This window comes from Saccharopolyspora oryzae (assembly GCF_027853915.1).
Classification (GTDB): domain Bacteria; phylum Actinomycetota; class Actinomycetes; order Mycobacteriales; family Pseudonocardiaceae; genus Saccharopolyspora; species Saccharopolyspora oryzae.
Window position 1 is genome coordinate 1 of sequence record NZ_JAQGLA010000127.1, and the last position, 13,467, is coordinate 13,467.

Sequence of the window (13,467 nt, forward strand, 5' to 3'; positions counted from 1 at the left end):
GCGCGGTGACGGTCAGCGCGTACGAGCCGCCGACCAGGTCGCCGAACGCGTAGTGCCCGTCGGCGGTGGTCACCGAGGTGGCCACCACCTCGCCGCGCACGTCGGTGAGCACGACCATCGCCCCGCCGACGCCGACGCCGCCGACGTGCACGAGACCGGCCAGCCGACCGGCGCCGAGCAGCTGGACGTCGTGGCGCACCGGGCGCTCGCCGACCACCACCATCGACGCGGTGGGCTGGTAGCTGCCGCCGGAGGCGATCAGCACGTAGGTGCCGCCGTGGGTGACCGCCAGCTGGAACTGGCCGTCCTGGTCGGTGCGGGCCCGCTCGACCTGCCGCCCGTTGGCGTCGGTGAGGGTGAGCACGACACCGGGCACCGGGCTGCCGACGGAGTCCTGCACGGTGCCGTGCACGTACAGCCCGTCGCCGCCGAGGTCGCCCGCCAGGTGCCTGCCGTTCTGCCGCGGCGACACCGGCTCTGACCAGGCCTGCGAGCGCCTGTCCACAGAGTTGTCCACAGGCTCGGCGGCCAGTCGGACGGTGTCCTGGCTAACGTCTCCAACCTGCGGAGAGCCGTTGGTCGAGGCACCGCCCACCACCGAGTTGTCCACAGGACGGGTGAGGTTGTCCACAGCCTCCTCGTGCGCGGCCACCGCCACCGCCTCCCTTTCCTCGTGACTGTCGATCGTGGTCCGCAGCGGGGTCTCCCGGACGAACAGCACCGCCAGGAAGGTCACCACCGCGATGCAGGCCGAGATGAAGAAGATGTCGCCGATCGCGTCGCCGTAAGCGGCGCGGACGATGACCTGGATCGGCTCCGGCAGGCGGTTGAGGTCCAGGGTCCCGCCGCTCTGACCACCGGCGGCCTGCGCGGCGCCGGGGATCTTGGACAGGCCCTGCACGATGTAGTCCGACACCTGGGTGGCCAGCACCGCGCCGAGCACCGAGACACCGGCCGAACCGCCGAGGGTCCGGAAGAAGGTGACCACCGAGGTCACCGAACCCATGTCCCGCGCGCTGGTCGAGTTCTGCACCGCGAGCACCAGGTTCTGCATCAGCATGCCGACGCCGGTGCCCATCAGGAACAGGTAGATGCCGACCAGCCACAGCTCGGTCTCGTGGTCCATCGTGCTCAGCAGCCACATGGCCGCGACCATCACGATCGACCCGGACACCAGGAACGGCTTGATCTTGCCGGTGACCCGCGAGATCACCTGGCCGGAGATCGTCGAGGACAGGAACATCCCGCCGACCATCGGCAGCGTCATCAGACCCGCGTGGGTCGGGGTCATGCTGCGCGAGATCTGGAAGTACTGGCCGAGGAACACCGAGCCGCCGAACATCGCGGTGCCGACCGCGACGGTGCCGATGGTGGCCAGCGTGACGGTGGTGTTGCGGAACATCCGCAGCGGCACGATCGGCTCGCTGACCTTCGTCTCGATGATCACGGCGATGATCAGCGCCAGCAGACCGCCGCCGACGTAGGCCGCGGTCTCGACCGACCACCAGTCGAAGGACTTGCCCGCCAGCGAGACCCACACCAGCAGCAAGCTCACGCCGCCGACCAGGAACAGCGCGCCGAACCAGTCGATCTTGACCTCGCGCTTGACGACCGGCAGCTTCAGCGTCCGGCCCAGCACGATGAACGCGATCACCGCGATCGGCACGGTGACCCAGAAGCACCAGCGCCAGCCCAGCCAGGACGTGTCCACGATGAGACCGCCGACCAGCGGGCCGCTGACCGTGGCCACCGCGAAGGTGGCGCCGATGTAACCGCTGTAGCGGCCTCGGTCGCGCGGGGAGACCATGGCCGCGATCACGACCTGGATCAGCGCCTGCAGACCGCCCATGCCGATGCCCTGCAGGGCGCGGAAACCGATCAGGGTCTCCATCGACTGCGCGAACCCGCCGGCCACCGAGCCGACCGTGAAGATCACGATGGCCAGCTGGTAGAGCAGCTTCTTGCTGAACAGGTCGGAGAGCTTGCCCCAGATCGGGGTGGACGCGGTGGAGGTCAGCAGCATCGCCGTGACCACCCACGTGTACTGCCCCTGGGTGCCGTTGAGGTCGGCGATGATGCGCGGCAGCGCGTTGGACACGATCGTCGAGCTGAGGATGGCGACCAGCAGCGCCAGCATCAGCCCGTACATCGCCCGCAGGATCTGCCGGTGGGTCATCGGCGATTCATCGGCGGACCCGTGCGCATCCCGCCGGGCCGGTGCTTCTCGCACCGCCTCCGTCGAGCTGGTCATCGAGTTCCTTCCCTGGTGGTCTCGGGGCCTGCTTGGCAGATCCCCTCGTCGATCGTGTGGCGGCGGATGTCGTCCATGGCTACCCCCAGCAGCCGGGTCAGCTCGCGGACTTCCGCGTCCTCCCAGCCCTCCAGCGCCCCGGCGATCCACTCCGCCTTCTTGCGTTCGAGTCCGGCGACTTCGCGCTCGCCCTCGGGGGTGGCGCGCAGCAGCGACACCCGCCGGTCGGCGGGGTCGGGTCGTCGGCTGATCAGCCCGGCCTGTTCGAGCTGGCCCACCTGCCTGCTCACCACGGAGGCGTCGACGACGCGGTGGTGGGCGAGGTCGGAGGCCCGGCACTCGCCGCGGAAGACGAGTTCGGTGAGCAACCCGGCCGCGGCGTAAGGCACCTGATCAGCGAAGTGTCCTCGTTGCAGTGCGACCTGCTTGAGCCCCATCAACGCCCGCAACGGGCGGAGCAGTTCACCGCAGGTCTCGAGCTTCGGTCCCATGCGAACCCAATCCTTTAGTTGCTGCACGCAACCATAACCTCAATTGGTTGTAGCACGCAACTTGTCGCCTTGTGGCCCGCAGCACTGGTGGCCAGAGTGTCGATTCACTCGACATGTCGAATGACTCGACATATACTTCGCTCATGGATCACGAACGCCTCACAGCTCTCTCCGCTCTCGTCGCCTGGGCCGATCGCCGAGAACGCCTGGCCGAGGAGCGCGCCGACCTCGTCGCCGCCGCGTGGCGCAGCGGCTCCCGCAACGTCGCGGAGCTCTCCAGGCTGGCGCGGGTCTCGCGCGACACGATCTACGCGGACCTCAAAGCCCGGAACATCGACGCCTCAGCGCGCGCGCAGGACCCGGTCGACTCGGAAGCGGTTCCGAGCGACCAGCTGAAGGCGGAGTCCGTGCGCCCGCTCGCGCAGCTGGTCGACGCAGTGGCCCGCCCGGCGTTCGATCGCGCCCCGGACGACCCGCTCACGCGGGTCACCACCAGCGCGGGCCGAGCCCTGGAAGCGGTGGCGGACGTCCTGTCCCCGCCCACCGACCAGGGGCCGGGCTGGACGCGGGAGGAGCTGCTGCCCGGATTGGCCGACCAGGGAGCCGCGATCACCCACCACGCGCAGCGCGAGCTCGCCGCGAGCCAGGAGCCCGACCAGCTCGCGGAGCGGACCGACTACCTCCACCGCGCGCTGCTGCACCGCGGCAGGAACGCGTCGGCGGAACGCGTCGAGGTGGTGGTCGCACTGCCCGCCGGAGGATCGACCAGTGTCCGGCTGGACCGCGACGATCGCGGGTGGACCACCCTCAGCGGCGACAGCCCGTTGCTGACCGGCGAGATCGACGGGCTGGACCACTTGGAGGTGCAGCACGCGCTCGCCGTCCTGAGCCGGGTGATCACCCGCAAGCTCGACGAGAGCGCTTTCGTCCCGAAGCGCAAGGACGCGCTGCCCGGAGGACCGGCGGTGCGGCACCGGTCCACTCCGTCCAACGAGGACTAGCCGGCTCCAGCCGGGCTCACATCATGTCGTTGAGCTTGGCCAAGAGCCTGGCCAAGTCCTTCAGGTCATCGGTGGTCCAGCTGGCGAACTGGCCGTGGAGGTGCTTGCGGCGCTCCGCGCGGACCTGGGCGAGGCGTTCGCGGCCGAGGTCGGAGAGCTGGATGCGGCGGGCCCGGCCGTCGTCCGGGTCCGGGACGCGCTCCAGGAGGTTCAGCTCCACCAGCGTCGCGATCTGGCGGCTCACCGTCGACTTGTCCAGGCCGGTGCGGCCGGCCACGTCCATGCCGCGCAGCGGTCCCGCGTCGTCGATCATCAGCAGCAGGCTGTAGGACGCCGGGTCGAGGTCCGGGTGGACGTGCGCCGCGACCGTCGTCGACAGGTTGCGGGCGCGGCGGAACATCATCACCAGCTCGCGCTCGACGTTCTCCGCTGCGGTGCGCCGGTCCACGCCTTCCTCGCGCACACCCTCGGTCGCCCGCGCCTCGTCCTGCTCGATCACAGCTCTCCCGCCCGCGCCTCCGCCGCTCGAAGACGCACCCGCAGCCCGATCACAGGGCCCGAGCACCACGTTAGTCCGTTTCGCCCCACTCCTAGGAGCCGGTATCCGAACCAATTGTGGGCGACGGCGCAGGTGGCGGAAGCCCCGCGTCACTTCGCGGAGATCGGCTCCGAGCCGTGCCAGGGCCGCGGGGTGCCCTTGGCCTCGAAGTAGTCGCCGCCCTTGCGCTTGACGTCGTCGGTGCCCCAGGAGCGCTGGCGCAGCACCGGGACCATCCGCGGGATGTGCTTGCGGCAGTGGATGTAGGCCTCCTCGACCTGCACCACCACCCAGCGCTCGGGGGTGCGGCCGCGGTCGAACTCGGCGGGCAGCGCGGGGTGGATCGCGCGCAGGTCGGAGTCGTCGACGATGCGGGCCTTGCCGTTGAGGTGCAGGCCGATCAGGTCGGTCACGAAGTCCACCATCAGGATCCCGATGTGCGGGTTCTCGCTGATGTTGCCGAGGCTGGCCATCACGCCGTTGCCGCGGTACTCGGGGTAGCAGAGGTGCCGGTCGTCGAGCACTTCGATGAAGCCGGGCGGGCCGACGCGCAGGCTCGAGTCGCACTCGCCGCCGGCGTCGGAGGTGGCCACGAAGGCCATGTCCATCCGGCCGATGAACTCCTTCATCTGCGAGTTCAGGTGGTCGAGGACCTGGTCGTCGTAGAACTTGCGGGCTCGCTTCTCGGTGCCGTAGGCCCGCTGCAGCAGGTGCTCGCCGGACGACCCGGGTAACTGCACCGCGTGGTCTTCGTCGACGAACGGGTCGCGGGGGACTGCGTCCAGCGCGTGGTTCTGCAACGGGGTGGTGGCCTGCCAGGCGTCGGTCGGGGTCGACGGCTCGGACAGCTCGAGGTCCAGCAACGCGTCGTCGGCGGTGCCGGTCGGGGTCGGGTGGTCGGGGCTCACGCGGCTCACCGTGTCACGCCTTCCTCTCCACTCACAGACGTGGATACTAGGTTCCCCCGACAGGTTCATGCACCATCTACCAGTAGTAGTTAACAACCACTCAAAAGTGGCATCAAGGCAGACGCGCCCCGGCGCACGGGTTAGGGTCAGCCCAGTGTCGGGGGGCGCATGCAAGGAGCGGTGTACCCAAGAGGTGCCGCCGCCAACGTGGAGAAGACTGCACCCGAACCATGACAGCGAACGCCGTACTCAGCCCCGGACCACCCCCGAACGAGCCGTCCCGCGAGCCGTCCTCCGGTGTCAGCAAGATGGTTCGACTGATCCGCGAGAGCTTCGAGGTCGTCGAACCGCAGATCGATGAGGTCGCCAAGTTCTTCTACGGGATGCTGTTCAGCCTCTCCCCGGCCACCCGCGAACTGTTCGCGGCGAACATGGAAGTGCAGCGCAGCCGCCTGCTCCGGGCGCTCGTGCACGTCATCCAGATGGTCGACAAGCCCGACGAGCTGCTGCCGTTCCTGCACCAGCTCGGCCGCGACCACCGCAAGTTCGGCGTGGTCGCCGACCACTACGAGGCCGTGGGCACCGCCCTGCTGGCCTCCATCAAGAAGCACGCCGGCGACTCCTGGAACGACACCGTGGAGCGCGCCTGGGCGGAGGCCTACACGGTGATGGCCTCGGCCATGACCGAAGCGGCCGCCGCCGATGACGGCCCCGCCTGGTACACCGGCGAGGTCATCCACCACGAGCGGTTGAGCTGGGACGTCGCGGTGATCCGCGTCCAGACCGACCACCCGATGCCCTACCTGCCCGGTCAGTACGTGAGCGTCGAGGTGCCGCAGCGGCCGCGGTTGTGGCGGTACCTGAGCCCGGCCAACGCGCCTGCCGAGGACGGGATCATGGAGTTCCACGTCCGCTCGGTCGACGGCGGCTGGGTCAGCCGCGCGCTCGTCGGGCACGCCCGCATCGGCGACCAGTGGCGGATCGGTTCGCCGATGGGCCGGATGTCGGTGGACCGGGAGGAATCCGCGGACGTGCTGATGATCGCCGGCGGCACCGGGGTGGCCCCGATGCACGCGATCATCGACGACCTCGCCCAGTACGGCGAGAACCCCCGCGTCCAGCTGTTCTACGGCGGCCGGACCCGCGAGGACCTCTACGACCTGGAGAACCTCCAGCGGATCGCCATGCACAACCCGTGGCTGACGATCACCCCGGTGGTGGAGAACGACCGGGACGCCGTCGGCGTCGAGCACGGCACCCTGCCCGAGGTGGTCACCCGCTTCGGCGCCTGGCAGGACTGGGACGTCCTGGTCAGCGGCTCCCCGGGCATGATCCGGGCAACGGTCTCCCGGATGCTCGTCGCGGGGACGCCCCTCGACAAGATCCACTACGACCCGTTCGCCCTCGACTGAGACGTACAAGCTGAAAGGGCCCCTTCAACCGAGTCCGGTTGAAGGGGCCCTTCGGCTTGTTCAGCTCAGCGGCGCTTGCGGTCTGGTTTCCAGACCACGAGCGCTGTTTCCTGGCGCACCGGGACCAGGTCTCGGCGGTAGGAGGCGTGGATCTGGGCTGCCGCCTGTTCGGCGGCCGCGTGCGCTGCCGCGACTTCTTCGGCCAGTTCCTGGACCTGCGAGCGCAGCGCGTCGACCTCGTTCTCCAGGTCGATGATCCGCTTGATGCCCGCGAGGTTGACGCCCTCCTCCTGCGACAAGCGCTGGACCTCGCGCAGCAGCGCGATGTCCCGGAGGGAGTAGCGACGGCCGCCCGCCGGCGTTCGCCCGGGCGAGACCAGGCCCAACCGGTCGTAGCTGCGCAGGGTTTGCGCGTGCAGACCGGAGAGCTGGGCGGCCACCGAGATCACGAACATCGGCGTGTCCTCGTCGGACCCCGGTGGGAACCCGAAGCCCGGATCGGGTGTGCGGCGACCGGCCATGACTACCTCCCGAGCAACTCGTTCAGGTCCTGGCGCGGATCGTGGTCGGCGGTGGCCTCCGCGTAGTCCGCCAGCGCCTCGGCCGCCTTGCCGTCCAACTTGGACGGAACCGCGACCTGCAGCGTGATCAGCAGATCGCCGCTGCTGCCGTCCTTCTTGCCCACGCCCTTGCCGCGCACCCGGAAGGTGCGGCCGCTGGCGGTCCCGGCCGGGACCTTCAGCGAGACCTTCCCGTCCAGGGTCGGCACGGTCAAAGTAGTGCCCAGCGCCAGCTCCGGGAAGGTGGTCGGCACCGTGATCGTCAGATCATCACCGGAACGTCCGAACACGCGGTGCGCGTTGACGTGCACGACGACGTAGAGGTCACCGGAGGCAGCGCCCTGCCGACCCGGCTCGCCCTGACCCGCCAACCGGATCCGCTGCCCGTCGTTGACGCCGGCCGGGATCCGCACCGTCAGCGTGCGGGTGCGGGTGCTGACCCCCTCGCCCGCGCAGTCCGGGCACGGGTCGTCGATCAGCTGACCGCGACCGCGGCAGTCCGGGCACGGCTCGCTGAACGCGAACGCACCCTGGTTGCGGGTGACCAGCCCCGAGCCGGAGCAGGTGCTGCAGCTGCGCGGCCGGGTGCCCGGCTTGGCGCCGGAACCGCGGCAGGTCTGGCAGGTCGCCGGGCTGGACAGCCGCAGCGGCACCGTCGCACCGCGCACGGCTTCGGTGAAGTCGATGCGGACTTCGGTCTCCACGTCGGCGCCGCGCTTGGGCCGGTTGGCCGTGGACGCGCCGCCGGGACGGCGGCTGCCGAACAGGCCGCCGAAGAGGTCACCGAGACCTCCCGGCCCCTGACCAGCACCGGCGCCACCGCCGAAGAGGTCACCGATGTCGAAGCCGCCACCCGGTCCACCGAAGCCGCCGAACCCGCCATGACCGCCGCCTCCGCTGAAACCACCGGAGCCGAACAGCCTGCGGGCCTCGTCGTACTGCTTGCGCTTGTCCGGGTCGGACAGCACCCCGTACGCCTCGGAGACGGCCTTGAACTTGGCCTCCGCCCGGTCGTTGCCGGGGTTGGCGTCGGGGTGGTTCTCCCGCGCCAGCTTCCGGTACGACTTCTTGATCTCGTCCGCCGAAGCGTCGGAGGAGACGCCCAGCTCGGCGTAGAAATCCTTCTCGATCCATTCCCTGGCACTCACCGGACGCCCCTCCTCCCGCTCCTGATCAACCCTGCTCGGTGGTGTTCTCGTCGGCGGCAGCAGGCTCCGCCGACGTCGGCTCGTGGTCGGTCACCGCGACCATCGCCGGGCGCAGCACCCGATCCGAGAACCGGTAGCCGCGACGCAGCACGGCGGTCACGGTCGGACCGCTCACGTCCGGGGAGGTGCTGTGCTGCACCGCCTCGTGCACGGACGGGTCGAACTCGTCGCCCTCCGCGCCGAACGCTTCCAGACCGGCCGAGTTCAGGGCCCCGACCAGCTTGTCGGCCACGGCCTTGAAGGCACCGTTGAGGTCGCCGTGCGCCTCGGCGCGCTCCAGGTCGTCCAGCACCGTCAGCAGGTCGCCGGCCACCGAGGCCTTGGCCGCGGCGATCACCGACTCGCGGTCGCGTTCCACCCGCTTGCGGTAGTTCGCGTACTCCGCGGTGACCCGCTTGAGGTCGGCGGTGAGCTCGTCGACCTGCTGCTGCAGACCGGCGGGCTCACCCTGAGGTGCTTCGGCGGCGGGAGCGGACTCCTCCGCCGGGACGTCCTTGGAGATCTCCTCGTCGAGGGTGCCGGAGATGCTTTCGGACACCTGCGCCTCTTCTCCGTTCGGAGCGGGCTCCCGGCGCTGGCCGGTGACCGGGTCGATGCGACGCCGGTCCCGGACCACCACCGGTTCCTGCTCTTCGTTGTGCGACATCTCGGACCGGTCCGCCGTCACTTCTTCTTCTCGTCCTCTTCGTCGACGATCTCGGCGTCCACCACGTCGTCGGCACCGGAGGCCTTGGCGTCCGCGGCGTCGTCCGCAGCGCCCGCGCCCGCACCGGCCGCCGCGTTGGCACCGGCGTCGGCGTACAGCGCCTGGCCGAGGGCCTGGGACTCGGTGGCCAGCTTCTCCACCGCGGCGGAGATGGCGGCGACGTCCTCGCCCTTGAGCGTCTCGTTGACCTCGTCGATCGCGGACTTGACCTTGTCCTTGACCTCCGACGGCAGCTTCTCGTCGTTCTCCTTGAGGACCTTCTCCGTCTGGTAGACGAGGGTCTCGGCCTGGTTGCGGGCCTCGGCCTCCTCGCGACGCTTCTTGTCCTCCTCGGCGTGCGCCTCGGCGTCCTTGACCATGCGGTCGATGTCGTCCTTCGGCAGCGCGGAGCCGCCGGTGATCGTCATCGACTGCTCCTTGCCGGTGCCCAGGTCCTTGGCGGAGACGTGCACGATGCCGTTGGCGTCGATGTCGAAGGTGACCTCGATCTGCGGCATGCCGCGCGGCGCCGGCGGGAGACCGGTCAGCTCGAACATGCCGAGCTTCTTGTTGTGCGCGGCGATCTCGCGCTCGCCCTGGAAGACCTGGATCTGCACCGACGGCTGGTTGTCGTCCGCGGTGGTGAAGGTCTCGGAGCGCTTGGTCGGGATCGTGGTGTTGCGCTCGATCAGCTTGGTCATGATGCCGCCCTTGGTCTCGATACCCAGGGACAGCGGGGTGACGTCGAGCAGCAGGACGTCCTTGACCTCACCGCGCAGCACACCGGCCTGCAGGCTGGCGCCGACCGCGACGACCTCGTCCGGGTTCACGCCCTTGTTCGGCTCGCGGCCACCGGTCAGGTCCTTGACCAGCTCGGAGACCGCCGGCATGCGGGTGGAACCGCCGACCAGCACCACGTGGTCGATGTCGGCGAGCTTGATGCCCGCGTCGCGGATGACCGCCTCGAACGGCTTGCGGCAGCGCTCGAGCAGGTCGGAGGTGATCCGCTGGAACTCGGCGCGGGACAGCGTCTCGTCCAGGAACAGCGGGTTCTTGTCCGCGTCCACCGTGATGTACGGCAGGTTGATGTTCGCGCTGGAGGAGCTGGACAGCTCGATCTTGGCCTTCTCCGCGGCTTCCTTGATCCGCTGCATGGCCATGCGGTCCTTGGTCAGGTCGATGCCCGACGAGGTCTTGAACTTCTCGACCAGCCACTCGACGATGCGCTCGTCCCAGTCGTCACCACCGAGGTGGTTGTCACCGGAGGTCGCCCGCACCTCGACGACGCCCTCGCCGATCTCCAGCAGCGAGACGTCGAAGGTGCCGCCACCGAGGTCGAAGACCAGGATGGTCTGCTCGTTCTCGCCCTTCTCCAGGCCGTAGGCCAGCGCGGCGGCGGTCGGCTCGTTGACGATGCGCAGCACGTTCAGGCCGGCGATCTGGCCGGCTTCCTTGGTGGCCTGCCGCTGGGCGTCCTCGAAGTACGCCGGAACGGTGATCACCGCGTCGGTGACGTCCTCGCCCAGGTACGCCTCGGCGTCGCGCTTGAGCTTCATCAGCACGCGGGCGCTGATCTCCTGCGCGGTGTAGTCCTTGTCGTCGATCTTGACGGACCAGTCGGTGCCCATGTGGCGCTTGACCGACCGAATGGTGCGGTCCACGTTGGTGACCGCCTGGTTCTTCGCGGGCTGACCCGTGAGGATCTCGCCGTTCTTCGCGAAGGCCACGATGGACGGCGTGGTCCGCGAGCCCTCGGAGTTGGCGATCACCGTCGCTTCGCCGCCCTCCAGGACGGAAACGACGGAGTTGGTCGTTCCCAGGTCGATGCCGACCGCTCGCGCCATGCTGGGTTCCTCCCGACTGAGTAATCCGTGCGCTCAGGCACCGGCGAAGGTTCCTGAGCCTTGCTGACTCAAGTTTTACCGACTGCACCCGAGCACCGTCAATCCGGGTTGAGCGCAGCCCGCTCAAGCTTTCTGCCAGTCCAACGGATGACCTGCGCGGATAGTTCCGCGGCGTGATGGGAACCACCCGGCGGAGATCAGGGGATGGCGCCGCCGTCGCGGAGGTAGTCGACGGGCTGGACCAGGAACCGGAGCACCGGTTCGAGGTCGTCAGCGGTGGGCGGCTCGTCCGCGATGAGCGCCTGCATGAGGATGCCGTCGATCGCCGCGAACAGCGCGCGGACCATCGGCTGGTCACCGCCCCGGCCGCCGTTGACGTAACCGGAGGCGACCTCGATCCATTTGCGCGCGGCCGGGCGCAGCGCCGGGCGGCGGGCCGCCAGCAGGTACAGCTCGTACTCGCCGAGCGTGCGCTCGCGGTGCTCGCGCACCAGGCTCGCCAGGTTCTCCGCGATCGCCCGCGGCCAGGCGGTGCGCTCCTCGACCTGCTCCTGCAGCTGGTCCATCTGCTCGAGGAGCCCGTCGCAGCCCGACTTCAGCGCGGCCACCAGCAGGTCGTCGATGCCGTCGAAGTAGTACGCGATGGACGCCGGCGGAACTCCGGCCTCGCGCGCGATGTTGCGGTGGCTGACCGCGCCGACCCCGTCGCGGGCGACCACCCGCAGCGCGGCGTCGATGATCGCGCGGCGGCGGCGCTCGCCCTTGGCGCGGCGGCCGTCGGTCTCCTCGTCCGGATTGCGGCGCACCTGGGTCAATGCGCACCTCCCAGCTCCAGCGCGACGACACCGCCGATGATCAGCGCGAGACCGGCGATCTGCACGGCGGTGATCGACTCGCCGAGGAACACCGCGCCGATGATCGCCACCAGCGCGACCCCGGCTCCCGCCCAGATCGCGTAGGCGACGCCGACCGGCAGCCCCAGCTTGAGCACCGAGGCCAGCGCGGAGAAGGCGATCACGTACCCGACCACGACCAGGATCGAGGGGAGCGGCTTGCTGAACCCCTCGGAGAACTTCAACGAGACGGTGGCGAACACTTCGCTCACGATCGCCACCGCCAGGACCAGGTACGCCACGCCCATCTCCCAAGAAAATCGTACGATCGCCCCACTTTAAGGGCATGCCGGTGCCCCTGCACCGGGGCACTTCCAGGTCAGTCGCCGGAGCGCTCGGACTTCCCGCCGCCACCGCCGGAGACCAGGCCGCTGAGGATCACCGCGGCCCAGATGCCCAGCGGGATCATCGGCCAGAAGAAGCCGAGCTCACCGGAGGCGATCGAGGTGACCAGCCAGATCCCGCACAGGATGACCGCGACGCCGCCCCACTCCCGCCACTCCTTGATCTGCTTGCGCTTCCGCTTCTCGCGCTTGACCAGGTCCTTCGACTTCTTCGGCGGGGTGGGCTCGGGCAGGTCGGCGGTGATCGGCACCAGCTCGCCGTAGGTCGTCGCGGCGAACGCCTGCTGCAGCCGCTCGTCGTACTCGGCGACGGTGAGCCGTCCTTCGTCCAGCGCCGCCCGCAGCCGCTGCGCCACGGCTTCCCGATCGCCGTCCGACGCGCGCATCGACCCGTTGTCCCCAGTCATCGCAACCCCCTGGACGTTCGGCATCGCCGAACGAACCGTTCACCCGATCAAATAAGTGGCGAAAATCGCATCCCGTCCTCGAGTCTGCCCTGATCGACATCGCCCACGCCCGGTTCGCGATTCGATCGCAACCACCGACGCCGCGTTCAACAGGAACAACTCGGACGACTCCAGCAACGCCGACCCGCGCCACCCGCATCCGACCGAGCTAGGCTATCCGATAAAGCTGAACGATTGAACAACTAGTTTTTCGCGCGGCGGTCTCGCAGAATCACCGACTGTTACCAACACGCGCACAACCCCTGTAGTTACCGATGGGTAACAGGGCGTACGCTGCCCGAACGGACAACCCCCTCGAAACAGGAGGCCGCGAGCATGGGTGCTGTTCAGATCACGCTGGGCGCGATCTCGGTCGCGCTCGGCGTCGTCGCGTGGAGCATGTTCGCCGCGACCATCGCCCGGTTCGTGCGGATCATCCGCCTCGGGCAGCCGGACGGCACCCGCAACGGCCCGGTGATGGCCCGGCTGGCGACCCTGGTCAAGGAGTTCGCCGCGCACACGCGGATGAACAAGTTCCGCAACGTCGGTGTCTGGCACTGGCTGGTGATGTGGGGCTTCCTCATCGGTTCGCTGGCCCTGTTCGAGGCCTACGGCGAGGTCTTCGTGCCGACCTGGGGCTGGCCGTTCCTGAGCGATCTGGCGATCTACGGCCTGCTGATGGAGATCCTCGGTGTCGGCACCGTGGTGGGCATCCTGGTGCTGATCGTGATCCGCCAGCTCAACCACCCGCGTCGCGCTGACCGGGTGTCGCGGTTCCAGGGCTCGAACTTCAAGTGGGCCTACTTCATCGAGGCCGTGGTCCTGGTCGAGGGCGTGGGCATCCTGGGTGTGCGGGCGGCGAAGTCCGCGCTGGGCGTGCACCCGA

General features: G+C 69.2%; 13 protein-coding genes and 1 pseudogene. 3 read left to right on the forward strand and 11 right to left on the reverse strand.

The window, feature by feature from the left end; all coding sequences use genetic code 11:
* Both OU415_RS36080 and OU415_RS36085 read right to left on the reverse strand, forming a co-directional pair.
* On the reverse strand, window positions 1-2,251 hold a 2,251-nt coding region (locus OU415_RS36080), incomplete at its 3' end, for an MFS transporter (protein WP_270954180.1).
* Window positions 2,248-2,742 (reverse strand): MarR family winged helix-turn-helix transcriptional regulator, encoded by a 495-nt coding sequence (locus OU415_RS36085; RefSeq protein WP_270954181.1) that lies wholly within the window; start codon window positions 2,740-2,742, stop codon window positions 2,248-2,250. The genes OU415_RS36080 and OU415_RS36085, both read right to left, overlap by 4 nt.
* 143 nt (window positions 2,743-2,885) lie before the next feature.
* Here OU415_RS36085 and OU415_RS36090 point away from each other — a divergent pair, with 143 nt between their 5' ends.
* The gene (locus OU415_RS36090) at window positions 2,886-3,743 is read left to right on the forward strand and encodes a hypothetical protein (RefSeq protein ID WP_270954182.1); all 858 of its coding nucleotides are present in this window, start codon (window positions 2,886-2,888) and stop codon (window positions 3,741-3,743) included.
* 16 nt (window positions 3,744-3,759) lie between these two features.
* Here OU415_RS36090 and OU415_RS36095 read toward each other — a convergent pair whose 3' ends face one another.
* The gene (locus tag OU415_RS36095) at window positions 3,760-4,242 is read right to left on the reverse strand and encodes a MarR family winged helix-turn-helix transcriptional regulator (protein ID WP_270954183.1); all 483 of its coding nucleotides are present in this window, start codon (window positions 4,240-4,242) and stop codon (window positions 3,760-3,762) included.
* A 149-nt stretch (window positions 4,243-4,391) separates the two neighbouring features.
* On the reverse strand, window positions 4,392-5,189 hold the full coding sequence (locus OU415_RS36100; RefSeq protein ID WP_270954184.1) for a pyridoxamine 5'-phosphate oxidase family protein: 798 nt from the start codon (window positions 5,187-5,189) through the stop codon (window positions 4,392-4,394).
* 308 nt (window positions 5,190-5,497) lie between these two features.
* Here OU415_RS36100 and OU415_RS36105 point away from each other — a divergent pair, with 308 nt between their 5' ends.
* Window positions 5,498-6,601 (forward strand): FAD-binding oxidoreductase, encoded by a 1,104-nt coding sequence (locus OU415_RS36105; protein ID WP_270954185.1) that lies wholly within the window; start codon window positions 5,498-5,500, stop codon window positions 6,599-6,601.
* 65 nt (window positions 6,602-6,666) lie between these two features.
* Here the strand turns inward: OU415_RS36105 and OU415_RS36110 are convergent, their stop codons facing one another.
* From OU415_RS36110 to OU415_RS36140, 7 genes are all read right to left on the reverse strand, one after another.
* Complete coding sequence (locus tag OU415_RS36110) at window positions 6,667-7,122, reverse strand: heat shock protein transcriptional repressor HspR (protein WP_270954186.1); 456 nt, start codon at window positions 7,120-7,122, stop codon at window positions 6,667-6,669.
* 2 nt (window positions 7,123-7,124) lie between these two features.
* On the reverse strand, window positions 7,125-8,309 hold the full coding sequence (gene dnaJ, locus OU415_RS36115) for a molecular chaperone DnaJ (RefSeq protein WP_270954188.1): 1,185 nt from the start codon (window positions 8,307-8,309) through the stop codon (window positions 7,125-7,127).
* Between the two features lie 25 nt (window positions 8,310-8,334).
* Window positions 8,335-9,036 carry a nucleotide exchange factor GrpE gene (gene grpE, locus OU415_RS36120; protein ID WP_270954189.1) on the reverse strand — a complete coding sequence of 234 codons (702 nt, stop codon included), beginning with the start codon at window positions 9,034-9,036 and terminating at the stop codon, window positions 8,335-8,337.
* Window positions 9,033-10,898, reverse strand: a complete 1,866-nt coding sequence (dnaK, locus tag OU415_RS36125) for a molecular chaperone DnaK (protein WP_270954190.1) — start codon at window positions 10,896-10,898, stop codon at window positions 9,033-9,035. Before dnaK ends, grpE begins: the two co-directional genes overlap by 4 nt.
* A 197-nt stretch (window positions 10,899-11,095) precedes the next feature.
* A complete protein-coding gene (locus tag OU415_RS36130) occupies window positions 11,096-11,704 on the reverse strand; it encodes a TetR/AcrR family transcriptional regulator (RefSeq protein ID WP_270954193.1) in 609 nt (202 codons plus the stop codon).
* Window positions 11,705-11,709: 5 nt separating this feature from the next.
* On the reverse strand, window positions 11,710-12,033 hold the full coding sequence (locus OU415_RS36135) for a DMT family transporter (RefSeq protein ID WP_408641981.1): 324 nt from the start codon (window positions 12,031-12,033) through the stop codon (window positions 11,710-11,712).
* Window positions 12,034-12,110: 77 nt separating this feature from the next.
* On the reverse strand, window positions 12,111-12,542 hold the full coding sequence (locus tag OU415_RS36140) for a DUF1707 SHOCT-like domain-containing protein (RefSeq protein WP_270954192.1): 432 nt from the start codon (window positions 12,540-12,542) through the stop codon (window positions 12,111-12,113).
* 375 nt (window positions 12,543-12,917) lie between these two features.
* On the opposite strand from OU415_RS36140, the pseudogene OU415_RS36145 reads away from it, so the two are divergent.
* Window positions 12,918-13,467: pseudogene (locus OU415_RS36145) on the forward strand (Fe-S oxidoreductase); the annotation flags it as partial.

Excerpts from the sequence above, each read along its gene's own strand:
- dnaK (WP_270954190.1), bottom strand. The coding sequence starts at position 10,898 with ATGGCGCGAGCGGTCGGCATCGACCTGGGAACGACCAACTCCGTCGTT.
- OU415_RS36105 (WP_270954185.1), top strand. The coding sequence starts at position 5,498 with ATGGTTCGACTGATCCGCGAGAGCTTCGAGGTCGTCGAACCGCAGATC.
- OU415_RS36090 (WP_270954182.1), top strand. The coding sequence starts at position 2,886 with ATGGATCACGAACGCCTCACAGCTCTCTCCGCTCTCGTCGCCTGGGCC.
- OU415_RS36085 (WP_270954181.1), bottom strand. The coding sequence starts at position 2,742 with ATGGGACCGAAGCTCGAGACCTGCGGTGAACTGCTCCGCCCGTTGCGG.
- OU415_RS36140 (WP_270954192.1), bottom strand. The coding sequence starts at position 12,542 with ATGACTGGGGACAACGGGTCGATGCGCGCGTCGGACGGCGATCGGGAA.
- OU415_RS36110 (WP_270954186.1), bottom strand. The coding sequence starts at position 7,122 with ATGGCCGGTCGCCGCACACCCGATCCGGGCTTCGGGTTCCCACCGGGG.